Source organism: Allobosea sp. UNC402CLCol (genome assembly GCF_000745475.1).
GTDB lineage: Bacteria > Pseudomonadota > Alphaproteobacteria > Rhizobiales > Beijerinckiaceae > Allobosea > Allobosea spartocytisi.
Genome location: NZ_JQJJ01000010.1, coordinates 462,448 through 487,599, shown reverse-complemented (window position 1 = coordinate 487,599; position 25,152 = coordinate 462,448). Strand labels below are relative to the sequence as shown.

The following is a 25,152-nucleotide window of genomic DNA, read 5'->3' as shown; positions in this document are numbered from 1 at the left end:
AACGCGAAAACCTTCCAAAGGCGGAATGTCGAGTCAGGTCAATCGTGCTCGCGCAGGCGTCGGGCGCAATGCAGGGCGGCGGCGCGCAGATGCTTCTCGACCATGTTGCGCGAGATGCCCATCCGCCGTGCAATCTCATCCTGCGGAAGCTCGTCGAAACGCCGCAGGACGAAGCACTCGCGGCAACGCGGCGGCAATTCCTCGACAGCCCGCGAAAGAATTGCCAGGCGCTCCCGCCAGATCAATGCGCTTTCGGCATCGGCGGAACCATCGACCGGCTCGATCTCGCCCAACGGCTCGCAAGCCTGTCGCCCGCGCCGGCGCTGGTGGTCGACGACGAGATTGGCGAGAATCCGATAAAGAAAGGCGCGCGGGCTGACGATCGACTGCGTCCGGGCGTTGGCATAGCGCAGGCAGGCTTCCTGCACGAGATCGTCCGCCACATGCTCGCCGCCGAGCTTGCGGCGCGCGAAGCGCAGAAGCTCGCCGTAGCAGGCCTCGATCAGCCGGGACGCGGGCGTGGAAGCGGCCGAACTCATGAATCCCGATTGCACGATCAACAGCACGAGTGATGTGCCGCTGCATAGGGCATCGAAATTAAACCTGCAATATCAATGTTTTATATCGATTCTAGACTACTGACGGCGATGGCGGGCGAGGCTCCCGTCCGAAACGAACGATCATCCGCACCGTCGCGATGACGGCGATCGCGGAAATCGCGGTAGCGATGGCGAACAGCCAGCCATAGCCGAGCGCGTCCGCCAGTCTGCCCGCCAGCATCGAGCCGGCGAGATAGACCAGGAGCTGCGCGCAGGAGAGGATGGTGAAATCGGTGCCTGGCTGCTCGGAGGTCGTCACCGACATGAACAGCGAATAAAGCGCGACGATCTCCATATAGCGGATCAGCGTCTGGAAACCGGCGGCGCCGAAGAGCGGCCAGGCTCCAACGACGACGCCGAGCGCATGCGCCGTGAACAGCAGGAAGCACAGCGTCCGCATGCCGCCGAGCAAAGCGAGCACGACGGAGAGCCCGTGTCGCTTGACCATCCAGGCTGCCAGAGCCGAGCCGGCGAGCCCCGCCGTCGTCGCCGAAAGCCCGGAGAGATAGCCGATCTGGTCGAGCGGAATGCCGGCATCGACGAGATAGGCCCCCTCCATCGCCTTCACCAGCCCTTCGCTCGCGCGGTAGATCAGCGCGATCCAGAGGATCTGGCGCGCCTCGGGGCGCTTCAGGAAAGCGCGGATCGACGGTCGCGCGACGGCCTGCCCGGCCACGGGATCGTCCTCGCGCATCATCGCCGCGGCGACGAGCGGCAAGAGCGAGACCGCCGCAATGGTCACGAGCATCCCGGTCCAGCCGACATGGTGGTAGAGCACCAGCCCCAGCGTACCGCCGATCACCACGCCGAAGGCGACCGAGCCGCCCTGGATGGCATTGCCGATCGGCCGATCCTCCTCCGGCAGATATTTTGCCGCATAACCATCCGTCGCGATATCCTGCGTCGAGATCAGCACGGAGGCGACGAAGCCGATCGCGACGATGGCGCCGACCTGCGTGGGCCCCGCCGCGATCAGGGCCAGGATGGCGAGGATCGTCAGGCTTTGCGTGATGAAGACCCAGCCGGCCCGATGCGCCCGCGCAAAGGGGCGGATGCGGTCGATCCAGGGCGCCCAGAGGAACTTGATCACCAGCGGCAGCAGCAGGATGCTCATGGAGCCGATGGCGGTGCGCGAGACGCCGAGCTCGCGCATGATCGGCGGCAGCGCCGCGACGAAGAGATAGGACGGGATCGCCTGCGCCAGATAAAGCCCGCTGAGCACGGCAAAGAGGCGATAGCGGCCGCCCCTCGGCGCCGCGTCGCTCTCCGCTGCCGCCGTTCCCGACCCCGCCGCGCTCATGTCGCCCTCGCCTGTCCCAGCAGGAAGGCGCGGCCGACCGCTTCGTCGCGCTCGGCGACGATCGGGAACGGCCAGAGTCGGCGGAAGATCTCGGCCGTCTTCTCCTCCGCATCCGGCCTAACGATGGCGCAGGCCCGGCAATAGCGCCCGACCCGCTCGCGCGTCGCCTTGAACCAGAGCGCCTGCTCGCGCTCGCCGGCCTGCGAGAGCGCCCGCCCGCCGCCGAAGATCGTGAGCAGCGTATAGGGCTCTTCGCGTTCGCCGATCGCGTGCAGCGCGTCGAGATAGGCGCGCTCGTCCCCCGCTCCATAGGGCGGCACGAAGCGCAGCGTCACCACCGCATCGGCGTCGATATCGAGGCTGACCATCGGCGCGCAGCCTCAGAAAGTCTTGCGGAAGCCGAGCGTGACGGTCCGGCCCCAGCTATAATTCGCCAGATTGCGGACCGAGGTCGCGGTCGGGTTCTGGTAGTTCCGGTCGAACAGGTTGTTCACCGCGACATAGGCCTCGCCCTCCCAGATCGGGGCGGTGAGCGCGGCATTCATCGTCGCCGCGCCCTTCAGCTTGTAGCGCGTGCCGCGCAGGTCGATGGCGACGTCGCGGTCCGAGAAGGCTTCACCCTCGACCCGGAGCTGCATGCCGTTCACGAAGCGATAGCTGCCATAGAGCATGCCGCGCCAGGGCGAGCCGATGCGGTTGTTCGGCAGGTTGCTGTCGAGCTTGCCGTCGCCATTGGTGTCGTAGCGACCCTCGCGATAGGAGATCACCGTGCCCATCGTGAAGGCATCGCTGACGGTGACGTCGCCGGTCGCCTCGACGCCCCAGATCCGCTCCTTCTGCTGCGACATGGTGTTGGTGACGGAATCGAAGGTGACGCCGTCGTCGGAGGTGCTGATGAAGCCGGTCAGCGAGCCCTTGAAGCGCTCATAGCTGCCGCGAATGCCGAGTTCGTAATTGTTCACGATCTGCGCCTTGGGCGCGATCGCGGCATAGCTGATCGTCTGCCGGCTGGCGGGCAGGCAGTTCGGCGCCTGCAACGGGCAGGCATAGAGCGTCGAGACGCCGGCGCGCCGCGTGAAGGCGCCCACATCGGGCAGCGCGAAGCCCTGCGAGAAGCCGCCGAAGATCTCGCTGGTCTCCGAGAGCTTGATCGTCGCGCCGATATTGGCGGTGAGCGCCGAATAGTCGAAATCGCCGCCGGTCACCTTGAGCGCCGGCAGGACGAAGGCCTGGTAGCCCTGCGCATTATTGGCGGCGACGGCGGCATAGGCGGCCGGGCGCGTATAGTCGCTGACCGAGAGCGAAAAATGCTCGTAGCGCAGGCCGCCGCGCAGCACGATACGCTCGCCGACCGGGATCTGGAGCTGGCCGAAGCCCGCCGCCGTCGTCTGCTTCAGCGGGGTGAAGACATCCTGCCCGCTGGTCAGCGTCTGCCAGGTCTTCTCCTGGATGAGGTCCCCGCCCCAGGTGAATTTCGCGCCTGGCAGGAGTCGGTCGAGCGGCGTGTCGATGGTGACGTTCACACCGCCGCGCTGCGAATGGAGCGTCGTCTGGTTGTCCGGGCTCGTCGGCGAGAGCGGGTTGAAGGAATAGTAGACCTGTGTGTTGTACGGATACGAGAAGGTCGAGAAATTGAAGCGCTTCTTGATGTCGTTGTAGTAGCCGAGCACGCTGAGCTTGCCGAGCGCGAAATCAGCGTCGCTATAGCGCAGCGAGACGGTCTTCGTATCCTCCAGCACGCTCTGGCCGGTATAGGGCTTGGTCAGGTCCGGCCGCGCGAAGGGCGGGGCGTAGTTCGTCAGAGATTTCGGGTCCTGGTCGAAGCCGATCCAGGAGGCGTTGAGTTCGACACGCTTGCCCCCAGCGAAGTCGTAGCCGAGCTTGGCGAGCAGGTTGCCGGCCTTGTAGCGATCGCCACCGCCCTGCCCGAGCAGCCCGTCCGAGGGCAGTTCCCGCCCGGCGCCGTCATAGGTCCGGCCCGCCCCGCGGATCTGGCCTGAGAACAGGTAATCCACCCCTTCCGGCACCTTGCCCGAGACCGTCACCGACGCCTCCGGCGCCAGCGAGCGGCCGATGTTCTGGGTGAAGGCGCGGATCGCCGTGTTGACCGTCACCCGCGGCTTGCCCTCGGCCGCCTTCCTGGTGATGAAGTTGACTGTCCCTCCGGTCGCCCCCGCGCCATAGAGGCTGGAGGCGCCGGCGACGACCTCGATGCGCTCGACCGTGTTGAGATCGATCAGCGAGAGGATGCGCGAGACGTCGCGCAGCGGCGTGTTCATCGGCACGCCGTCGATCATCACCAGCAGATCGCGGCCGCGATAGTTCTCCGAGGCGCTGGAGACCGTCTGCGTCGACATCGAATAGCCCGGCACCAGCTTGCCGAGCACAGCGGCGGCGTTCGGGCTGAACTGAAGCTGCTCCTCGATCGCCTTGCGCTCGATCACCTGGATCGATTGCGGGGTCTCGGCCGTGCTGCGCTCGGCGCGAGCGGCTGTGACGGTGATGGTGTCGAGATCGATCGTGGCCGGCGGCGGCGCCTGCTGCGCGAAGGCGGGCGATGCGACACAGAGCGCCAGGAGGCTGCTGGCAAGGGGAGCGAACTTGAACATCTCGGCACCTGTCGGTGAAGGTTCTCGGATCTGTGCTGCCGGGCAGCGCCATGAATCCGAAGTTGATCTAGTCTTTGTACGTGAACTCTGCCGGCTGTTTAGAAATAGAATAAACTGTGAAATCGCATCTTTATCACCGTCCATTCCGCGTAAGCGTGCAGCGATTGATCGATTGCTCTATCTTCCGCTACAGGATTTAATCTTGGACCTGTGCGAACGCCGTATAGGACGGAAGCGAACTGAAGCATCGAAGACGATGGATGTAGTCGCCACGACACAGCCCGAAACCGCAGATGCCGGCGCCGGCGATGCCTTTTCACCGTTCTGGCTGATGTCGGACGGCATCGCGGAGGCAGAGGCGCGCGCGATCGCGCACAAGATTCTCGGGCGCGTTCTCGGGCGCCGCGATCTCCGCACCGAGCCGGCGCTGCCTTTCGGCGCGCGCTGCGTCCTGACCACCCGGCCGGATATCGGCCTGATGTCCTGTTTCGAGCCGGCGGCCCGCTGGCTTTGGCCGGCGACCGCCGGCACCGACCAGCCACGCTACGTCCTCGTCAGGCCGGCCGACGGCCGGGCCGTGATCGAGCAGGGCGAGCATCGGCTGTCATTGCGTGCCCGCGAAGCAGCCATTCTCGACCTCGCCTGCGAGACGCGCTTCCGCCTGCCGCAGCTCGGGCGGATCGACCTCATCGCGCTCGACGCCGGGCGGTTGCCCGCCCTGGCCTCGGTCGATGCGGCCGCGTTGATGCGACCGATTCCGCGCGGCAATCGCGGCCTGCAGGTTCTCGCGCATTACGGTGCGCTGCTGCTGCGCGGGTTGTTCCCGCTGAACTCGGCCGCGCTCCGGGATCTCGCGATCCGGCATGTCCATGACCTGGTCGACGTCATGATGACGGATCGCAGCCCGCCCGGCACGCCCGCCACAGCGGACAAGCGGGCGGGACGGCTGATGGCGATCAAGGCGGATATCGAGGTCAGGCTGGAACGGCGCGACCTGAGCCTCGAGATGATCGCGGGACTTCACGGCGTGACGCCCCGCGCCATCCAGAAGTCCTTCGAAGCCGAAGGCAGGGCCTTCTCGGAATATGTTCTCGAACGCAGGCTGGAGCGCGCCTGGCTCAGGCTGGTCGCGGCGGACGAAGCCCGGCTCTCGATCAGCGGCGTCGCCTTCGAGGTCGGCTTCGGCGACCTGTCCTATTTCAACCGCAGCTTCCGCAAACGCTTCGGCTGCTCACCATCGCAGGCGAAGGCTGGTGCGGCGCAGAGCGAGGTTCCGTAGCGAGGGCGCCAACGAGCGATGGCCCCAGTGGTCATCGCGGGCTTGACCCGCGATCCATACCGGAGCGCTGCCGAAACGAGGCGCGAGCACGCCGTTGGGCGGCCTGCTCCCATCTTGTCTCTCTCACATTTTGAATCCCGAGCGAATATCGAGCGAGCCCGCTTCCTTTCGTCATGAGCAAAATCTGTCGACATCAAGAAACCGTAGAACGAATGCTTAATTCGATTGTATTTAGAGCAATTACAAACAAGAGAATTGCTTTGCGGAACTGTGACCGCCTGTGGTAGCGCGGGGCCGTCTTCACTGATGGATCCCCTCCCATGGCCGCTTCCCGCTGGTTCCGCCGCCTGACTTCGGCGCTCACGCTCGGCATGGCGCTCCTCGGTGCCGCCACGGCCTGGGCGGAGACCATCGAGGTCACCGATCTCGCCGGCCGCGTCGTCAAGGTGACGCGCGATCCGCAGAAGATCGTCCTCAGCGAAGGCCGGCAGCTCTACACGTTGGCGATGCTCGACCGCGACGATCCGTTCAAGCGCGTCGTCGGCTGGGGCAACGACCTGATCGCCAACGATCCGGGCGCCTGGGCGAAATATCTGGCCAAATTCCCCAAGGCCAAGGACGTGGCCGATATGGGCAACCCCTACTCGTCCGATGTCAGCATGGAGAAGATCGCCGCGCTCGGCACCGAGGTCTACATCCTCGACCTCTCCAACTATTTCAAGGCGCAGGAGACTGGCCTGCTCGGCAAGCTCGATAAGGCCGGCATCGCGACGATCTTCGTCGATTTCCGCCAGGACCCGACCCAGAACGTGCTGCCGAGCGTCCAGCTGCTGGGCCGCGTGCTCGGCCGCGAGAAGGAGGCGAACGCCTTCGCCGACTACTTCCTGCAGCAGACCCGGCGCATCTATGCCCGCGTCGGCGCTGTTCCCGACAAGAAGAAGCCGCTGGTCTTCATCGAGCGCGCCGCCGGCCTGCTGCCCTGCTGCGCCACCTTCGGCGCCCTCAATTTCGGCCGCTTCATCGAGGAGGCCGGCGGGCGCAACTGGGGCAGCCAGTTCTTCACCGGCTTCCAGGGCGATGCGGCGCAGGAGAAGGTCCTTTCGGACAACCCCGACATCTACTTCCTGACCGGCGCCAACTGGTACGGCAGCAATCCGGGCAGCAGCGCCGTCAGCCTCGGCTATGACGCCACGCCCGAGAAGGTCCAGAAGGAGATCTCGGCCCTGATGAACCGGCCGGGCTTCCAGCAGCTCAAGGCCGTGCAGGGCAAGAAGGTGATGGCCTTCTACCACCAGTTCTACGATGCGCCCTATTACTTCGTCGCCGAGCTCGCCATGGCGAAGGAATTCTATCCCGATCTGTTTAAGGACGTCGATCCGGAAGCGGTGTTCAAGGAATTCCACGAGAAATTCCTGCCGATCTCCTATTCCGGCCTGTTCTGGGCGAAGCTGCAGTGAAGAGGTAAGCGGCGATGGCCGCCGTCATGCCCGCCACAGTGCCTGCCGCCGCGGATTATCGCAGGCGCAATGCGCGCCGCCTGCAGCTCGTCCTGTTCGGGTTGCTGGCGCTGACCTTCGCGCTGGCGCTCGACGTCTCGATCGGCCCGGGCAATCTGCCGCTCGCCGACGTGCTGCGGACATTGCTCGACCCGCAATCGGCGACGCCACGCCTCTCCGTCATCGTCTGGGATCTACGCCTGCCGATTGCGCTGATGGCGCTCGCCGTCGGCGCCATGCTGGGCCTGAGCGGCGCCGGCATGCAGACGATCCTCTCCAACCCGCTGGCCGACCCGTTCACGCTCGGCGTCTCCGCAGCCGCCACCGTCGGCGCCTCCGTCGCGATCGTCTTCGGCTGGAGCATCGTGCCGGGCGCCGGCCCCTTCATCGTGACGGCGAACGCCTTCGTCTTCGCGCTCGGGGCCTCGCTCATCCTGTTCTTCATGACCAAACTGCGCGGCGTCAGCGCCGAGACCATGATCCTGGTCGGCATCGCCCTGCTCTTCACCTGCAACGCCATCACCGCCCTGCTGCAATATCGCTCGAACGAGGTGCAGCTCACCCAGATCGTGTTCTGGTCCCTGGGCAGCCTCGCCCGCGCGACCTGGACCAAGGTCGGCGTCGCCGCGCTGCTGATCGCGCTCGCCCTGCCTTTTTTCCTGATGCGCGGCTGGGCGCTGACCGCGCTCCGGCTCGGCGACGAGCGAGCCGAGAGCCTCGGCATCCGCGTCGATCGCTTACGCCTGGAAATCCTGATCGCCACCTCGCTGCTCGCGGCGGTTTCCGTCTCCTTCGTCGGCGGCATCGGCTTCATCGGGCTCGTCGGCCCTCACATCGCCCGGCTCCTGGTCGGCGAGGACCAGCGCTTCTTCCTGCCGGTCGCGACGCTGGCGAGCGCCACCCTGCTTTCGCTCGCATCCAGCCTCTCGAAGGCGATCACGCCCGGCGTCATCTACCCGATCGGCATCATCACGGCGCTGATCGGCGTGCCCTTCTTCTTCAGCCTGGTCATGTCGATCCGCAGCAGGGGAGCCTGAGCATGGCGCTTGCGATCCGCGATCTCTCCTTCCGCTACGGCGCGGTGCCCGTGCTGGAGCGGCTTTCCACCGGCGCATTGCCGCGCGGCGAGCTCACGGCGCTGGTCGGCCCCAACGGCGCCGGCAAGTCGACGCTGTTCCGCTGCGCCGCCGGGCTGCTCAAGCCCCAGCTCGGTTCCGCCACCCTCGACGGCGCCGATCTCGCCCCCCTGACGAGCCGTGAGCGGGCGCGCAAGATCTTCTACCTGTCGCAGGATACGCAGGCGCGCGTCGCGCTTTCGGTCTTCGACATCATCCTGCTCGCCCGCAAGAGCCTGCATCGCGGCTTCGCGCTGGCGGCCTCGGCGGACGACATGCGCGCGGTCGAGGCGGTGATCGCCGAGCTGGGCTTGGGCCCCTTCGCCTCGCGCGATATCGGCACGCTCTCCGGCGGCCAGCGCCAGCTCGCCGCCATCGGCCAGGCACTGGTGCGCGAGCCCGACGTGCTGCTGCTCGACGAGCCGACCAGCGCGCTCGACGTGCGCCGCCAGCTCGACGTGATGGCGACGATCCGCGAGGCGACGCGCCGGCGCCATATCGTCACGATCACCGCCATCCACGACCTCTCTCTGGCGGCGCGCTTCGCCGACCGGGTGCTGGTCATGAATGAGGGGCGCATCGCACAGGCCGGCCCCCCGGCCGAGGTGCTTGCCCACTCCGCCGTTTCCGAGACATATGCGGTCGGCGTGCATCTCGAACGCTCGGCACGCGGCACGCTTCTGGTCGAGCCCTATATCCAGGTCGATTGAGCCATGTCAGCCATGAACCCGCAGGACAATTTCTCCCTCAAGGAAGAGATCCGGGCCTATTGGTCGGCGCGGGCCGAGAGCTTCGACCTCTCCTACGGCCATGCGATCAAGTCAGACCGTGAGCTTGCCGCCTTCCAGCGGCTGATCCGCGATTCCTTCGGACCGGCGCCGCTCGACGTGCTCGACCTCGCCTGCGGCACCGGCGAGATCACGCGCGCCTTGCTGTCGCTCGGCCACCGCGTCACGGCGCTCGATTTCTCCGAGGCGATGATCGCGCGCGCCCGCGCCAAGCACGGCAATGCCGCGCGCATCCTGCTCGGCGACGCCGAAAGGCTACTCGACGACGATGCGAGCTATGATGCGCTGATCACGCGCCATCTCGTCTGGACGCTGACCGATCCCGAGGCCGCCTTCGCCGAATGGTTTCGCGTGCTGAAGCCCGGCGGCCGGCTCCTGGTCATCGACGGCGACTGGGTCAACCGCACCCGCTGGCAGGCTCTCGTCAACCGCTTCGGCACCTGGCTGCGCGAGCGTCGCGGCGCGGCCGTGCACCAGATCGACGCCGACACTCACGCCTCGATCACCAGCCGCTTCTATTTCAGGGACGGACTCGGACGGGAGCGTCTCGAAGCCATGCTGACGGCCGCCGGCTTCACCGGGATCACGCCGGCCGACTACCATCAGGTCGTGCGCGAGCAGCAGCGGGCAGCCCCGCTGCACGACGCGATCCGCCTGGCTTCCTCGACCCGCTTCGCGCTGGTCGCACGCAAGCCCGGCGGCGCGGCGCGGTAACGGCCACCGGTCCGCGCGGCGCATAAGCAAGTCGGACCTCGCAACAGGGTGGGGTTTGTTCTATCGGTTTAAATGTTTCGCAATGGCGCCGCCCCCATAAACGGGGCGAATCTCGCTGCCTGATCCAGAGTCGCCCGTGCCGCTGGACTATCATTCGCTGCTGACGGCCTTCACCCTTTCCGGCTGCGGATTGGCGGCCGCGTTCCTCGCAAGCTGGCTCGTCTCGCAAAAGGAACGCTTCCTGATGGCCTGGACCATCGGCGTCTCGCTGATGGCGCTCGGCGTGCTGGTCTATGGCGCCTATGGAAAGACGATGTCCCCGGCGCTCGGCGCCACCGGCTATACGATCCTGCTGATCGGCCTTGCCTTCGTCTTCGGCGCCGGCCGCGAGTTCCGCACTGCAATTCTGCCCTGGCGCGGCATGGTCGTGATGGCGGTCTCCTCCTCCGTCGCCATGGCCGTTCCCATGCTCGCCGGCTACAACGGCATCGCGATCCTCATGCTCAATGCCGCGGCGACGATCATCCTGCTCGTCACCGCCTGGGATTACTGGCTCGGCCGCGCGGAAGCCCGGCTGATGATCGCGCTGCTCACCGCCCTCTACGTCCTGACCGGGCTGTCCTTCGTTCCCTGCGCCGTCCTCCTGCTGCAGGACGGCCAATGGGTTCTGCCGCAAATTCCGGCGAACTGGGCCGAAGACCTCAATATCGGCATCTGCCTGACCACGCTTGCCGGCATCGGTGCCCTCTCGCTCGCGCTCAACCAGGCGCGGCTGGCGCGTGGCCACAAGCGCGACGCGGAAACCGACCCCCTTACCGGCCTGCTCAACCGGCGCGCGTTGCTCGCTCGCCTAGCAGGCGAGATCAAGGGACCGGCCGCGCTGGTCGTCCTCGACGTCGACCGTTTCAAGATGATCAACGACGCCCATGGCCACCTCGCCGGTGACGACGTCCTGCGCGCCTTCGGCGAAATCCTGACCCTCTCTGCGCGCCCGCAGGATCTGGCCGCACGGCTCGGCGGCGAGGAATTCGCGCTGCTCATGCCCGGCACCTCGCTCGTCTCCGCCGCCATTCTCGCCGAAGGCATCCGCACGCGCCTCGCCAAGCGCGATTTCACCGGGAGCGCCGGCGCGTTCGACTGCACCGTCAGCGCGGGCGTCGCCCATACCGAAGACAGCGTCATCGATTTCGACGCCTTGCTGCACGACGCCGACAAGGCGCTCTACGCGGCCAAGCGCAATGGCCGCGACCAGGTCGCGATCAGCTCGGACGAAGCGGAGTTCCTGGCCCAGATCCGGCCACTGCCGGACGGCCAGCGCGGCTCCGCCGACATCGTCAAGCTCAGGACAGGCTGAGACGCCGCCGCAGCGACCTTCTCCCCACCACCCGCGCCGGTCCCCACCCAGTGCAGGCCGCGTGGTGTCCCGGGTCTGACGCCCGCTAGCGGCGGCAGACACGAAGCCGGGCCTGTCCGCCTCAGCTCGAGCCGAAAGACGGCGATGGGAGCCGCGACCAGCAGCTCCAGTAACGGTCTGTCCGTTCGTCAGGCGGCCTGGGACTGCTCCTGCGGCGCCAGATAGGCGTTCTCGAAGGTCGTCATCACATGCGCGACCATGTCACGGGCAATGTGGAGCTGATCGTCCTGGAAGGCGATCGGCCGCGGCGAGTTGAGCACGATCTCGTAGCTCGGGAAGTAGTCGACGAAATCGTGGCGCCGGAACAGCTCCTCCGCCACCGCCCGCAGCACCGATTTCGAGGCGCTGTTGGCGACGATGACGTCGGCGTCCTTGAAGGTCGCGCCGAACGGCACCGGCGAAACCGTGACGACGAAGCGCATCTCCGGATGGCAATGCTCGCGGATCAGCCCGATGATCTCCTCCATGTCGGCGAGCGTCGCATCGTAGCCGTAGTCCACGAAGCGGAAGCGCTCCGGCATACGTTGCAGCCAGCTCGGCCCGGGATGCGCATTCATGGCGATGCCGGTCTGCGCATCGAGCCAGGTCTCGGTCAGGCCGAGCGTGAAGAAGCAGACGCGCGCCTGCTTGATCTGGGCGGTCGCCGCCGCGAGGCGCTTGCGGTTGGCAAAGGCGTTCTCGCGATCGAGCAATCGCAACCCGCTGGCTTGCGGATCGAACCATTGCCCGGGCGCGAGCTCGATCAGCCCATCGTCCGGATAGCTTTCCCCGAGTAGGCTGCGCTTGAGCTCGTGTGTCATCGAGCGCACCGAATATTTATTCAGCGCGCCCCGGCTGAGCTGGCCACGGTCGGCACCGCCGCCACGGCCGCTTTCCTCGTTCCAGCTCTCGAAATGCTCGGCCGGCACCCCGTGACCGTTGAGCAGCAGCTGCAGGCCGCGCATCATCAGGATATTCTCGACCTCGCGCGCAAAGCACGAACCCATGGTGAAGATCGGCCAGGAGGGGTCGATCTTGAATTTCGGCTTGTGCTCGATGGCGAGGTAGGCGCCCGTGGTCAGGCGCTCCTTGGCCATCTTTTCCGGCTTGCCCGAAATCCAGCCGCGCACGGGGTTGCCGCGCATGATCGAAAGCGCCGTGCCTGCATCATATTCGATCTTCATGATCGTCTCCTGACTGGTGAGAACGCGTAGGCTTGCAGTCTTGGCTCTCCCGGCCTGCGGACCTGCGAGGCGGGCCGGCCGTGATCCCGCCCGGCCCTCACATCCGGTGGGGAATACCGTTCCGGTCGAGGAAATTGCGCATCCGGTCGTAGGATCCGGCATAGCTCTTCGCCAGGCCGTTCAGCGCCGCCTCCTGATAGACCGCGCGCCAGCCGCCCTCGGCCAGGGCCGCTTCCGGCACGACCGGGATCTTCAGCGTCTCGGCCAGCTCCTGGCTGCGCGTGTCATAGGCGACGAGCACGCCGGGCACGCCATGCGCGACGGCCGGCAGCACGCCATGGACGCGGTAGCCGACAGCAAGGTCCTGCGAGCGGGCAAAGGCGTCGTAATGCTCGACATCGAAGAAGGAGAACAACTGCTTCTCGTAGATCCGGCGCATCGCGGCGTCGTCCGGCCCGCTCCACCAGCCGGTCTTGACGAATTCGGCAACCGCCTTCTCCTTGGCCGCGACATCGCGCAGGAAGAACGCCTTCTCCTCTTGCTCGCCATGCGAGGACATGACCATCTCGCTCTGGTCGTCGACCTTGAGGAGGGCGGCCTTCTGGTTGCGCAGATAGGCTTCCGGATCGGCGGTGTAGCTCTTGTCGGACTCGCGGCGCAGGCTGAACGCGACCTTGCGGATATCGCGCTGGTCGGGAACGCGGATCTGGAGCTCGCGGTTGCGGGTGCGGAAGATCGAGGGACAGCCCACCACCTCGACATTGCGGATGCCGTTCTGCCTGAGGGTCTCGGCACTGAAGGCGCCACGGACGCCGATGGCGGCAGAGCGCTCGGCCACGATCGACCAGAAGCGCTTCGAAGCTTCGGGGAGCTCGATCCTGCGGTTCTGGCTCGCCTGAGCGCCGACGCCGATGGCGTAGATCGGCAGCTTCACCTTCTCCAGCACCTCGACGGCGCGGAACCATTCCATGCTCTCATGGATGAAGTTCGAGCCGCGCACGAAGATGAAATCGAACTCGTTGGCATAGCGCGCGATGTCGGCCTCGGTCGGCGCCATGATCTTCATCGGCTCCAGATGCGCATAGCGCAGGAGCTTCAGCGTCGAATCATAGACGATCATGTCGCCGATGTTGAAATAGTCGCTGAGCAGCTTCTCCATCGGCGCGCGGTACCAGCGCACCTTGTCGTGGTCGTAGACCTCGCCGGCCGGATAGATCACCAGCGCGCGCAGCTTGGTCTCGGTCGGGATCGGACGCAGATTCGAGCCGGGCGCGAGCGTGCCCGTCGCCGCATCGACAACCGCGATCGAGCGGAGGCGCCCCTCGGGCAGGCGCGGCAGCGGAATCGCCAACTCGGCGACGGGCGCGTGGCCGGTCACGATCGCGCCGGGCTGGATCGTCGCGTAATCCTGCCCGTCGAGCATCAGCTTGAGCGCCGGCCAGCTCCCATCCGGCCGGCGGTCGACGGAGACGACGACCTCGCTCGTGGTCGCGCGCAGGATCTTGATGGCGTTCTCCAGCGAAACGGCGGAGACAGGCGAGAGCACGGGCGCGTTCATGGGCCCTCCTTGACGAAACGAAGTTTCAGGCGAACCAGGTCGCGGTCGGGGCCGAGCTTGCAGCCGGTGACGTGCATCCGCGTCATGAACAGATAGGCGGTGTCGCCCGTCGTCTGGAAATTCCGCGAACGCGATTGCGGATCGGCGATGGCGCCATAGCCGTAGCGCAGCCGGTCGCTGCAATCCTTGCTCCACATCGTCGGATGCACGAGCAGCGTCTGCAGCGGCGACCAGTGGATCAGATCGTCTGACCAGCTATAGGCGACGCGGCCACCCGCAATGTTCTGGCGCGGATCCGGGCCGAGATGGAAGAGAGAGAGCCATGTCCCGCTCGCCTCATGCCGGGTGACGGAACCGACCGTGGTCGGCAGCTCCTTGAGCGGCTGGCACGGCCGCGCCCGGCTCAGATCGTCGCGGTAGGGGTCGACCGCCGGAATCGTGAAGTCCTGCCCGTCAAAGGCCCGCCAATTCGTCGGATCCTTGATGTCCGTGGACCGGAACAGGCAGACGCCGCTCTTCTGGCCCTCGCCGCCGGTGGTCGCGATCAGCGCATACCAGGCGCCATCCTTCTCGACGATGTTCGAGGGGTTGAAGAAACCGCGATGCCGGCCCTGGTCGACATCCTGCCTGTAGGGCGGCGCCGCCACGAGAGGGCGCGGCTCGTCGGTCTTGAAGCTGCGCCCGCCATCGTTCGACTGGGCCGCGGTGACGACGTTGTACCAGCAGCTCATCGCCTCCTTGAAGCGGCAGGCCCCGGGATGCTTGTCGGCATGGTATTCGGCATGGATCAGCGCCTGGACATGGCGTCCGTCGTCGGTCCAGGTCGCGGCGATCCAGCTCTTGTCGCTGAACTGGCTGGGATCGGCGCTGTTCTTCGCCTCGAAGGAGACGGCGCAGCTCTTGCGGATCGAGGACAGGTCGGCCCCAATCAACGGGCGGCTGCGGTAATGGCTGGCGAAGGCGACGACCTCGCCCTTGTCGTCGCGGAAGGCACGCAGAGGCGCGTCCGGCAGATCCCATTCCTCGCAACGCTGGCGCGCCCAGGAGACGACCGTCTCCTCCTTCGCGTCGGGCGCGACCTCGAGCCGATAGGCAGGCGTCTGCGCCTCTGCGGCCAGAGGCGCCACCAGCAGCAGGAAAGCCGCCGACAGCGCGAGATGCGCGATGCGGGCGCCCCTCATGCCACCTTCCGCTGCGGCTCGGCCGCACGCGGCACCATCTTGTTGTCGACGCGGTTCTCGACGAGGAAGTCGCGCATCTGCCCGTAGACCTGGGCGTAAGCCGCGTTGAAGCGGTCGAAGCGGGACTGGTCCCAATACTCCTCCAACCGGAAGTCACGGCCGGAGAAGACGTCCACGCTCGGGATCTTGAAGGTATCGGCGAACTCGACGGTGCGGCTGTCGTAGGTGAAGTAGATCGACGGCGTGCCATTGGCGAGCGCCATCAGATTGCCGTGCAGCCGGTAGCCGAGCACGAGGTCGAGCCCGCGCACCAGTCGCTCATAGTCCGCGACCACGTCGGAATAGAACATGCGGTTCCGATAAAGGCCCTCGACCTGCTCATCGAGATACCAGCTGCTCGCCCAGGCATTGTCCTTGAGCGCCGCCATGGCCGCGGCCTTCTGCTCAGGCGTGCCCAGCGCGAGCTTCTTCTCCTCGGCCTCGCCCTGCGACATCAGCGTGACCTCGAAGCGATCCGCCATCGCCTTCACCAGATCGCGGTGGAAGGTGAGATAGCGCTGGATGTCCTGCGCATAGGTCTTGGAAACCTCGCGCCTGAGCGTGACGCCGGCGGTCTTGACCTGGTCGAGCGGCGGCAGGCGGATCGCGAGACCGGGATTGTTGTTCCGGAACGCGGTCGGGCAGCCGATGATGCGGACATTGCGGATGCCGAGATCGTTCAGAACCTCGGCCGAATAGGTCCCGCGCACGCCGAGCGAGGCGGTCGAATCCGCGATCAGCTTGAGGACCGTCTTGCTATCCTCGCTCAGCTCCAGCTTGCCGCTGACCGGCGCCTGCGCGCCGATGCCGAAGGCGATGACCGGGATCTTCAGCCGGCGCAGCACATCCGGGGCCTGTGCCCAGTCCATCTCCGCATGGACATAGTTCGAGCCACGCAGGAAGACGTAGTCGTATTCGGCGTTGAGCCGGTCGATCATCGCCGGATCGACATGGTCGATCGGCAAGGTGTCGAGCGTCTCGAAATTGAGCAGCTTCAGCGAGGAATCGAAGACGAAGGCGTCGCCAATATTGTGATAGTGATCGATGTGGCTGGCGAGATTGGCATAATCGTACCAGCGCACATTGTCATGGTCGTAGACCTCCCCGGAGGGGCTGATGACGAGGATGCGGGCCATGGACAGGTCTCCCCTTTTGTCTCGTTATGGTTTCAGGCGATCATCGCCGCGGGGTCTTGCCGCGCCTGCGCGGGGCGGCTGCGTTCGGCGATGAGGCGGCGATAGAGATCGAGATGCGTCTGCGCGCATTCGCGATGGCTCATCGGCCGGGTGATGCCGCCGCGCAGGCGTTCCCAGAGCCCCGGCTCGGTCAGGGAGCGGACCATGCAATCGACGAGATCCTCCGGGCTGCCAGCGCGGAAATGCAGGCCGTCGACCTCGTCGGTGATCTTCTCGGCCATGCCGCCAAGCGCGCTCGCCAGGATCGGGCGGCCATGGAAGAACGCCTCCTGGATCACGATCGGCGAGTTCTCCCACCAGACCGAGGGCATCACCACCCAGTCGACCGAGCGCATCAGGTTCGGCATCTCGTGGTTCTGGAAGGCGCCGCAGAAGCGCACGCGCCGGCCGGCGCTCTCGACCAGCTTGGCGAACTTGTCCTGATAGGCCTGCGGCTGGCGCTCCAGATTGCCGCCATAGACCAGCAGCATCGCATCCTCGCCCCAGACGGAATCGGGAATGCGCGTCACCGCGTCGATCAGCACGTCGGCGCCCTTATAGGGCGTGAGCTGGCCGAAATAGGCGAAGCGCGAGCGCCGCTCCTTGCCTTCGGGCAGGGGCCGCGGCGGGGCGGTGCTGGCCACGTCGATGCCGTTCTCGATCACCGAGAAGCGCTCCTCCGCCAGTCCCCAGCCGACATAGCGGTCGACGAGGAAGCGACTCGGCGAGACGAAATGGTCGGCCAGCCCCAGCATGCCCTTGATGAAGGTCTCGCGCGCCAGGAAGCGGGCCGGCGAGATGTCGGGAAAGCAGGCGTTGCAGTCGGTCGGCGAGGCCCGGTAGCAGAGCTTGAAAGCGCCGGTCTTCACCATCTGGCCGTGATGGTGGCAGATCGAGAGATATTCGTGGAAGGTAACCACGATCAGCGCATCGGGCAGCGCGTCGCGCACCGCGAACAGGCATTCGAGCCCGAGCCCGATGAAGTGGTGGAAATGCACCACATCCGGTTTCAGATCGTGCAGCACGCGGACGAAGTCGCGCTCGATCTCCTCCGTGGCGCGGTTGGAGATCAGGAAGTGATCGTAATCCTCGGCGTAGTAGAGCAGCTCGCCGCCGCGTTGGCGCAGGCTCATCAGCGCCGTGCCGGCATGGCGCGGCGTCGGCGCGCCGACACGGGCGAGATAATGGGAATCGATGCCCTCACCCGCCTGCAGCCCCTTGTGCAGGTTGTAGGACGCCACCTCCGCCCCGCCCAGCGAGAGCGAGGGATGGGCGTGCGATATCACGAGAACCCGCATCCTCAGCCTTTCATGTTGGAGATGGCGAGCGCCCAGCGCCGGTCGAAGCTCGTCCGGTCGGCGAGCCTGGCCAGCGCGCCGGCATGCGGCGCAGCCGTCTCGGTGTCGTCGACCGCGTAGACCTCGACGTCGGGCACCCAGAGCGAGGGCGAGCCCGCCATCCTGAGCTTGAGGCAGAGATCGAGCCCCTTCTCCGCCGTGGTGAAGTAATTGCGCGCGAAGCCGCCGACCTCGATGAAAGCGGCGCGCGACAGCACGCAGCATTCGCTCGCCCCCGCCGCGACCTCCATCGGGCCGAGATTGCCGACCGCATCGAGCGGATAGCCGACGAAGCGGTTGGCGATGCGCCGGCTCGCGCCTTCTCCCTCCAGCCAGGCGCCGGCCCAGCGGATGGAATCGTCCTCGAACAGCAAGGTCGGGCTGGCGACGCATTGCCCGCCACGGGCGCGATAGGCTCTTTCGAGCCGGCCGAGCCAGCCCGGCATCCGGATCTGCGCGGCGCCCGAGAGCAGCACGACCGTCTGGAAGCGACACGCGCGTACGCCAGCCTCCAGCGCGTCGCAGGCATCCTCGACGCCTTCGACCGCGACGAGACGCACCGACAGCCCGTAGAAGCGTGCGAGCCGCCGCGCTTCCGCGCCGACGCGGTCGAAGCTCTCCGACGGCGCCGCGATCGCGATCGGCAGCGGCCGGACTTCCGGATCCATCGCCAGCAAGGCGAAGAGCGCCGACAATTCGCGCTGGCGATGGTCGAGGCCGATGACGAGGCCGAGCGGTGCCTCCGCATCGAAGGAGCCGACATCGAGCGTCTCGACGGCGCGCGGCGGCACGATCTCGGCCGCCTGCAGGGCCGGCGCGATCTGGCGCTCGACCACCGCATTCGCCGTCGAGGAGCGCGGATCGAGCAGGCCGAGGACGCGCTCCAGCGCCCGCCGCGCCTGGGCGCGGTTCGGTTCGAGCGGCAGGAAGGCCGGCCCCGTACCCTGAACCTCGAAGGCGAGATGAAGCGGCTGCCCAGGCTCCGGCAGGAGCTTCGGCGCGAAGACGATGAAGCCGTGGCTGTTGCGCCGCGCCGCCAGCGCCGGGCCGAAGCGCGGATCCTCCATGAAGGCGGCGGTGACGTCCGGCCGCTGCACGCGCGTCCAGAGCCGGTCGACGGCGCAGGACTGGCCGCCGCTGCGCAAGGTGACCGCATCGACCCGGCGCTCCGGATCGAAAAGCCAGCCGATGATCAGCACGCCGGTATCCTCGACGACCGTCACGGAGTCGATGCCGGCGCGCACCGGCTCCTCCAGCAGACAGACGGTGTCGCGGCCGTCGAAGCGCTGCGAGGCACGCCTGAGCCTGTCGGTGGTGGTCTGGGGCGCCGTGCCGCGCGCCAGCCCGTCGCGCAGATGGCCGGGAACCGTGATCGGCTCGAGCAGGACGTAGCGCTCATAGACCTCCAGCGCCCGCCAGCCATCGCTACCGCGGAAATAGAGCCGCTCGATCTCGCCCGGCTGCTGGACCTGGCAATCCTCGAGCAGGCCGAAGAAGCCACGCGCGCCCTCCCCCAGATCGCCCCGCTCGAAGGTTCCGGCTTCGAGATGGGCCGGAGACAGGCCGCCATGCGCGATCAGGAGCTTGAGCCGCCCGGCGGCGAAATCGGAGGTCCAGCCCTGCAGGAAGATGCCGTCGCCCTCCAGCGCGCCCATCACCTCGACGAAGCCTCCGGGCCGCGCGACGGTCTGCAGCAACATCGCCACCGCCCTCAGGCGACGCGGATTGGGCGCGCCGGTCAGCAGCACTTCGAGCAGGCCATCGACCACGCTCGGAAAGGCCTGGCCCGCATCCTCGGCGAGTTCGGAGAGGAAGGTCTGCAAGGGCTGCGGCTTCGCCGCCAGGATCAGGCGCAAGGGACGGCCAGGGCGGCCGATCAGCAGGGCGCCGGTGCCGCTATTGTCGACGCTGGGCGCGGGCGCGAGGCAGAGGAAGCCGGTGGCCGCCAAAGGCTCGGCCCCGGGCCGGCGCCAGCTCAGCACCATGGTCTGGGCGCGATTGCGCGGATTGCCGTCGACCGCGACCGGAACCTTGGCCGGAATGGCGTCGCAGGCGCTGCGGACAAGAATGGCGTTCTCGCCGAGCGGCGTCCAGGCGACGATCGGCGCCGGGCTGACGGACGTCCTTTCGGGAACGATAACCTCGCTCATCGCCTCAACCTCCCCAGAGCGTCACGGCAAGCGTGGCGAAGGACATCACGGCGGCGAGCGTCGAGAGGAAGCCGAGGATCACCGTGACCTGCCGGAGCGGCGCGCGCGCCTCCTTGCGGATCGCCATGAGGCGCTCGTCGAAGGCGCGCAACGTGCCGTCGAAGCGAAGCTGGAAGACGTCGAGCTCGCCGAGACGGCGCACGATCTCGCTTTGCGTCTCGGCCTCCACCTTGCTGGCCTCGGCGAGGGCGTTGTTCTCTTCGAGACGCGCCGCGATGCGGTCGAGCTTCTCGTTCAGCTCCTTCTGGACGAGTTGCGCCCGCCGGTTGAGCGCGATCAGCACCTCGACCTTGTCGAAGAAGCGGGCGAGCGGCACGGCGATCGCGGCCTCCGCCGCCAGCTCGTCCGCCGCCGGCAGGCGCAGTTCCAATTCGGCCCCGGTCGCCGGCGAGATGCCGACGACCTTGAGGCGGCCGCGTGCCGCGACCAGCCTCTCGTCGAGTTCCATGGAGAAGGCGTGCTTGCCGTCGCCGATGCCGTTGCGACGCAGATCGATGCGGCTCTGATCCGCCTTGGCCTCCAAAGCGAGCTTGCCGTCGCAATAAAGCTTCACCGTGACGGCCTGGTCGGGACGGGCCTCGTCCCAGATCCAGCCATGCAGGCGGTTGCCGTCGAGGGCGTCGATCCGTCCGTTCAGCTTCGCCGGCTCGACATTCGGCGCGTCGACGCGCGGCAGCCGGAGTTCGTTGTTCTGGTTGGTCGCGGTCGTCATGCGGCCTCCGCGAGCTTGAGGCTGTCGAAGAGGGCGAGATGGCGGGCGGCGCATGCGGCGAGCGAAGGCTGCTCGGCGATGCCGTGGACGAGGCGCTGCCACAGCCCGGCCTCCTCCATCGCCCGGCGCATGGTGCGGGCGAGCGCGGCCGGATCGCCCGGCCGGACATGCAGCCCGTCGATCTCGTCGCGCACCATCTCGGCCATGCCACCGATATCGCTGACGATCAGCGGCCGGCGATGCTGGAAGGCTTCCTGGATGACGAGCGGCGCGTTCTCCCACCAGATCGAGGGCATCACCACCCAGTCGATTTCGGCCATCAGGGCCGGCACCTCGTCGCGGGCGTAAGCGCCGCAATGGGTGACGACGCCTTCGGTCCCGGCGAGCGCGGCGTCGAGCGCGCTGGTGAAGGCCTCGCTCTGGAACGGCGCGCCGCCATGGATGCGCAGGCTGAAGCCGCCCTCCCCCGAAGCCTGAAGAATCCTGGCCGCCTGGAGGAGTGGCAGCACGCCCTTCCAGGGATTCAGATTGCCGAAATAGCCGAAGCTGGCGCGCCGGCCCGTCGCGCGGCGGTGCGGAACCGGCTCCTGCGCCGGGCGGGCATTGGCGAAGACCTCGATCCTGTCGCCCGGCAGGCCCCATTCGATATAGCGCTGGCGCAGGAAACGACTCGGCGCGACGAAATGATCGACCGCCGCCAGATGCGTCTTGATGAAGCGCTCGCGCAGCAGGAAGCGGTCGGCGCCGATCTCGGGGAAGCAGCCATGGCAGCCCGCCGGCGAGGCGCCGGCGCAGCGCTGCCGGTCGCCCGGCCGCACCATCAGCCCGTCATGGTGGCAGATCGGATAGTAGTCGTGCAGCGTCATCACGATCGCCGTCCGCGGCAGCAGCCGGCGCGCCAGCGTCAGGAATTCCGCGCCGATCAGGGCGAGATGATGGACATGGATCACGTCCGGGTGGAACTCGCTGAGCAGCGTCCCGAGGTCCTGCAACGTGCCGTAATGGTCGATCTGGCTCATGTGGAAGCGGTCGTAATGCGCGCTCCACAGCACCACGTCCTCGCCGACCGATTGCAGCGCCGTGCCCGGATGCGGCTCGCGATGGATCGTGTTGGTCGCGCCGAGGAAGAGCACCTCGCAGCCCTGCTCGCGATAGGCGCCCGCAAGGTCATGCGCGAAGATCTCGGTCCCGCCCGGATGCAGCGCGGGGTGGTTGTGCGCGGCGACGAGGATGCGGCGGCTCATGGCCGGCCTCCCGGCTTGGTCGCGATCAGCACGTCCTGGTAATGCGCCGCGCTGATACCGCGCCAATGCCCCGGACGCAGGGCCTCGACGGCGAGCCCGGCCTGCATCGTCTGCTCCAGCAGGAAGCTCGCATCGATGCCGGCCGCCGCAAGCGGCGCCTCGTCGATCGCATACCAGCCGGGCCCGTCCTGCCAGCGCTTGAACGAGAGGCGCTCCTGGCCCGTGCTGCCGTCGATCGCAAAGGCGGTGAGGAAGAGCCGGCCGCCCGGCGCCAGCAGGCGCGAGGCTTCCTGCAGATAGACCACGAGCTCGTCGGGCGGCAGATGCGTCGCCACCGAGATCATCGTCACGAAGTCGAAGCTGCCATTGGCGAAGCCGAAGCGGACCTCGTTGCCCGGCAGCGACCCCTGCGGATTGTAGAGCGGGTGGGCGATGTCGAGGCGCTGGAAGCGGAAGCGCGGATAGGCCGGCGTGATCGTCTGGGCACACCAGAGAATGCCGTCCATCACCGGGTCGACACCGTCATAGCTGCCCCGTTCGGGGTCGAGATACTGCGTCAGCGGCACCGCCATGCGGCCGATGCCGCAGCCGATATCGAAGACGCGCTCATGCGGCATGAGCCGGCCGATCCGGACGAAGTGGCCGAGGAATTCGGCGCCGATGGCGCGATAGTCGCCATCGCCGACGAAGATCGAATCCGGCGGCGGATGCGGCATGAAGCGGTTGGTCTGGAGCCCGGCCAGCAGCCAGTCGAGCTCCGGCCCGGCCGGGGCGCTCGCGGGCGCCGGTTCGGGCGCGATCTGTCTCAGGGCCGTCATCGCCGTCATGCCGCGGTCGCTCTCCTGAAGCTGAAGCGGGGAACAAGGTCGGGTTCGCTCGGCGCCTGTGCTTGCAGCAGCGCGGGCTCGGCCGCCGAGGTCTCGAAGGCCTGCATCAGCGCGGCGATCTGCGCGTCCCAGCGCCGCATCTGCAGCCAGGCATTGTGCTGGGAGGCGGCGCCGCGCGTGTAATCGGTGCTCTTGGAGATCGACTGGCGCTCGAGATGGTAGAGCGCGACATCCGGCACATAGACGATGCCGAGGCCGGCGCGCCGGATCTTGAGGCACAGATCGCTGTCCTCGTAATCGCCGATCACATAGCTCTCGTCGAAGCCGCCGAGCTCGCCGAACAGCTCGCGCGCCATGACGATGCAGGCGCCGGTGACGCCCGGCACCGGGCGCTCGACATTGGCCGGCGCATAGCTGCCCGGCATGCCCTTGAAGTAATGATGGTTGAGCCAGGTGCCTTTACTGTCGCGCTTGAAGAAAAGGCCGGCATGCTGCAGCGAGCCGTCCTCGTAGAGCAGCTTCGGGCCGACGGCACCGATCCGCCGGCGCTTGTCGAGCTTGGCGACCAAAGCCGGCAGCCAGCCATTGCCGACGGGGATCACGTCGGAATTGACCAAAGCCAGCGCCTCGCCGCGCGCCTGGCGCGCCCCGGCATTGCAGGCAGCCGAGAAGCCGCCATTGCGCCGCATCGCCACGAGCTGCATCGGCAGGCCGTAGGCGAGATGCAACCCGCCCAGGAGATGCGCGACCTCGGCCTCGTGTTCGGGAGAATCGAGCACATAGATTAGCTCGGCGTTCTCAGCGAACCAGGGATCGCCTGCGAAGGCCGCGACCTGCACGCGCAGGAAATCATAGACGCGGTAGAGCGGGATCACCACGGAGGCTTTCGGCCGGGCCGGGCCACGGCCGAAGGTTTTCACTTCAGGCTCCGGCCGATTCGCGCGCAACTCCTCCTGGCAAGCGGCGAGGATCGGCGCGAGCGTCTCCTCCAGCATCGCGGCGGTGAGATATTGCGGCGGGATCGCCGAAAGCGCCCGCGCCCGGATCGTGGCCGCGTCGGCCGGCTGCACGGGCGGGCGCAGCGTCAGCACCGTCCCCGATTTCAGCCTGATCTCGCAGCGCGGCTGCAGCACCGGCGCCCCAGCGGCATAGTCCGGGGCGAAGGCGGCGAAGCCGATGGCGGCACGCGTCTCGCCTTCCGCCCCGCTCGGCAACCTGACCGGGAAGCGCTGGAGACGCGAGAGCATGGCGATCGGCTCGCCGGTGCCGCGATGCAGCAGCACCTCCTCCAGGAGATCGTCGGGATCGCGCAGATAGCCGCCGATCAGCAGGCCCGCCCGGTTGCAGACCGCGAGATCGAGCTCGGCGGCGGGCAGATCGTCGTTGCGGCGGACATGCTGGACGGCGAGAGGCGCCCGGCGCTGCATCTCGACGGCGAGAAGCCGTCCCTGCTCGGACAGGCCGGCGAGCTGCTCGATGACCCAGTTGCGCAGGCCGTCGCGGCTCGCGGCCTTGCCTGCCCACCAGCGGCCGAGCGAGGGCGCCGCTTGCCGCCCGGGCAAGGTCCTGACCACGAGCGAGCGCTCGCTCTGCAGGATCAGCAGGCCGCCGCCGCGCACCGGCGGCTCCTCCAGCACGAGGTGAAGCTCGCGCTGGCCGTTGCGATCGGCTGCGCCGAGGCGCGACGGCAGCTCGAGGCGCGTGAGGCCGGCGCCGTCCAGGCGGAACGCCGTGCGCAGCGCGTCGAGATCGGCGGGGACGACGGTCTCGGACAGCCATCGGCCCTCGACCAGCGCCGCGCTGGGCTGCATCGCGGCCGGCTCGGGAAAGAGAGCCAGGAGAAGCTGGCGCAGAAAGGACAGGTAGCTCGGGACCGCAGCGAGGTTGAACAAGGGCGGCCAGGCCCGCACCAGCGCATTGGCGAGCGCCAGCCGGGCCCGCGGCGTGAGGTCCTCCAGGATGTCGTCGGGATCGGCCAGGCCGTGAACCAGCGCCGGGTCGAAGGCTGCGGTCACGTCACCCTGCGGGCCGTGGTCGGACAGGGTCGCGACGATGCTGTCATGGCCGGAGGAGCGGAAGGCGACGGCCAGCCTTTCGCGCCCGTCGCGCAGCCCCAGCGAGATCGAGGCCGCGGCGAGGCGCCGGCCGCCGCCTGTCAGCGCGATCGACGGCTTGCCGAAGGGCGAGGCCTCGAGCGTCCAGCAGAGCAGGAAGACCGAACCGCCGAGGCGATGGAGTTCGAGCTGGGTCGGGGCCGCCACCGCCGTGGCGGCGGGCGCAAGTGAAAGCATGGGGTTCTCCTGCCGCACGGAGGGTCCCGGAGCGCTCGGCGAAGAGGGAAATCCACCTCCCGGGAAGCCGCGCGCTCCGGAGCGTTGTCGGGCGCGTCGCC

The 25,152-nt window shown here is 67.4% G+C and carries 20 protein-coding genes; 6 read left to right on the top strand and 14 right to left on the bottom strand.

Annotation, left to right across the window (positions count from 1 at the left end; all coding sequences use genetic code 11):
- Nucleotides 1–38: 38 nt before the first annotated feature.
- The 4 genes from GY40_RS14220 to GY40_RS14205 form a co-directional block, all read right to left on the bottom strand.
- Nucleotides 39–539, bottom strand: coding sequence for an RNA polymerase sigma factor (locus GY40_RS14220; RefSeq protein WP_156115957.1), 501 nt, complete (start codon nucleotides 537–539; stop codon nucleotides 39–41).
- 91 nt (nucleotides 540–630) lie between these two features.
- Nucleotides 631–1,899: an MFS transporter gene (locus GY40_RS14215; RefSeq protein ID WP_038363267.1), complete on the bottom strand. Its 1,269-nt coding sequence runs from the start codon at nucleotides 1,897–1,899 to the stop codon at nucleotides 631–633.
- Entirely contained in the window at nucleotides 1,896–2,267 is a 372-nt protein-coding gene (locus GY40_RS14210) for a hypothetical protein (RefSeq protein ID WP_038363264.1), read from the bottom strand. The genes GY40_RS14215 and GY40_RS14210 overlap by 4 nt, the downstream gene beginning before the upstream one ends.
- 12 nt (nucleotides 2,268–2,279) lie before the next feature.
- On the bottom strand, nucleotides 2,280–4,508 hold the full coding sequence (locus tag GY40_RS14205; RefSeq protein WP_038363262.1) for a TonB-dependent receptor: 2,229 nt from the start codon (nucleotides 4,506–4,508) through the stop codon (nucleotides 2,280–2,282).
- Nucleotides 4,509–4,764: 256 nt separating this feature from the next.
- Between GY40_RS14205 and GY40_RS14200 the strand changes: the two genes are divergently transcribed.
- The 6 genes from GY40_RS14200 (at nucleotide 4,765) to GY40_RS14175 (ending at nucleotide 11,254) form a co-directional block, all read left to right on the top strand.
- Nucleotides 4,765–5,787, top strand: a complete 1,023-nt coding sequence (locus tag GY40_RS14200) for a helix-turn-helix transcriptional regulator (RefSeq protein WP_051988024.1) — start codon at nucleotides 4,765–4,767, stop codon at nucleotides 5,785–5,787.
- Between the two features lie 320 nt (nucleotides 5,788–6,107).
- Nucleotides 6,108–7,244: an ABC transporter substrate-binding protein gene (locus GY40_RS14195; protein ID WP_081925392.1), complete on the top strand. Its 1,137-nt coding sequence runs from the start codon at nucleotides 6,108–6,110 to the stop codon at nucleotides 7,242–7,244.
- A 14-nt stretch (nucleotides 7,245–7,258) separates the two neighbouring features.
- A complete protein-coding gene (locus GY40_RS14190; RefSeq protein ID WP_051988022.1) occupies nucleotides 7,259–8,320 on the top strand; it encodes a FecCD family ABC transporter permease in 1,062 nt (353 codons plus the stop codon).
- Nucleotides 8,321–8,322: 2 nt separating this feature from the next.
- A complete protein-coding gene (locus tag GY40_RS14185) occupies nucleotides 8,323–9,108 on the top strand; it encodes an ABC transporter ATP-binding protein (RefSeq protein ID WP_038363260.1) in 786 nt (261 codons plus the stop codon).
- Between the two features lie 3 nt (nucleotides 9,109–9,111).
- Entirely contained in the window at nucleotides 9,112–9,900 is a 789-nt protein-coding gene (locus GY40_RS14180; RefSeq protein ID WP_081925391.1) for a class I SAM-dependent methyltransferase, read from the top strand.
- Between the two features lie 136 nt (nucleotides 9,901–10,036).
- Nucleotides 10,037–11,254: a GGDEF domain-containing protein gene (locus GY40_RS14175; protein ID WP_051988020.1), complete on the top strand. Its 1,218-nt coding sequence runs from the start codon at nucleotides 10,037–10,039 to the stop codon at nucleotides 11,252–11,254.
- 188 nt (nucleotides 11,255–11,442) lie between these two features.
- Here the strand turns inward: GY40_RS14175 and GY40_RS14170 are convergent, their stop codons facing one another.
- From GY40_RS14170 to GY40_RS14125, 10 genes are all read right to left on the bottom strand, one after another.
- Complete coding sequence (locus GY40_RS14170; protein WP_038363256.1) at nucleotides 11,443–12,477, bottom strand: GSCFA domain-containing protein; 1,035 nt, start codon at nucleotides 12,475–12,477, stop codon at nucleotides 11,443–11,445.
- A 97-nt stretch (nucleotides 12,478–12,574) separates the two neighbouring features.
- Entirely contained in the window at nucleotides 12,575–14,035 is a 1,461-nt protein-coding gene (locus tag GY40_RS14165; protein ID WP_051988018.1) for a polysaccharide pyruvyl transferase family protein, read from the bottom strand.
- A complete protein-coding gene (locus GY40_RS14160; RefSeq protein ID WP_038363254.1) occupies nucleotides 14,032–15,216 on the bottom strand; it encodes a hypothetical protein in 1,185 nt (394 codons plus the stop codon). The genes GY40_RS14165 and GY40_RS14160 overlap by 4 nt, the downstream gene beginning before the upstream one ends.
- Entirely contained in the window at nucleotides 15,213–16,391 is a 1,179-nt protein-coding gene (locus tag GY40_RS14155) for a polysaccharide pyruvyl transferase family protein (protein WP_038363251.1), read from the bottom strand. Before GY40_RS14155 ends, GY40_RS14160 begins: the two co-directional genes overlap by 4 nt.
- A gap of 32 nt (nucleotides 16,392–16,423) precedes the next feature.
- Nucleotides 16,424–17,728, bottom strand: coding sequence for a glycosyltransferase family 4 protein (locus tag GY40_RS14150; RefSeq protein WP_038363249.1), 1,305 nt, complete (start codon nucleotides 17,726–17,728; stop codon nucleotides 16,424–16,426).
- Between the two features lie 2 nt (nucleotides 17,729–17,730).
- Entirely contained in the window at nucleotides 17,731–19,917 is a 2,187-nt protein-coding gene (locus tag GY40_RS14145) for a glycosyltransferase family 2 protein (protein WP_038363247.1), read from the bottom strand.
- Between the two features lie 4 nt (nucleotides 19,918–19,921).
- Nucleotides 19,922–20,689, bottom strand: a complete 768-nt coding sequence (locus GY40_RS14140; RefSeq protein ID WP_051988016.1) for a hypothetical protein — start codon at nucleotides 20,687–20,689, stop codon at nucleotides 19,922–19,924.
- Nucleotides 20,686–21,933 (bottom strand): glycosyltransferase family 4 protein, encoded by a 1,248-nt coding sequence (locus tag GY40_RS14135; RefSeq protein ID WP_038363246.1) that lies wholly within the window; start codon nucleotides 21,931–21,933, stop codon nucleotides 20,686–20,688. The genes GY40_RS14140 and GY40_RS14135 overlap by 4 nt, the downstream gene beginning before the upstream one ends.
- On the bottom strand, nucleotides 21,930–22,760 hold the full coding sequence (locus GY40_RS14130; protein ID WP_112764334.1) for a class I SAM-dependent methyltransferase: 831 nt from the start codon (nucleotides 22,758–22,760) through the stop codon (nucleotides 21,930–21,932). The genes GY40_RS14135 and GY40_RS14130 overlap by 4 nt, the downstream gene beginning before the upstream one ends.
- Nucleotides 22,757–25,051 carry a glycosyltransferase gene (locus tag GY40_RS14125; protein ID WP_051988014.1) on the bottom strand — a complete coding sequence of 765 codons (2,295 nt, stop codon included), beginning with the start codon at nucleotides 25,049–25,051 and terminating at the stop codon, nucleotides 22,757–22,759. The genes GY40_RS14130 and GY40_RS14125 overlap by 4 nt, the downstream gene beginning before the upstream one ends.
- Between the last annotated feature and the right edge of the window lie 101 nt (nucleotides 25,052–25,152).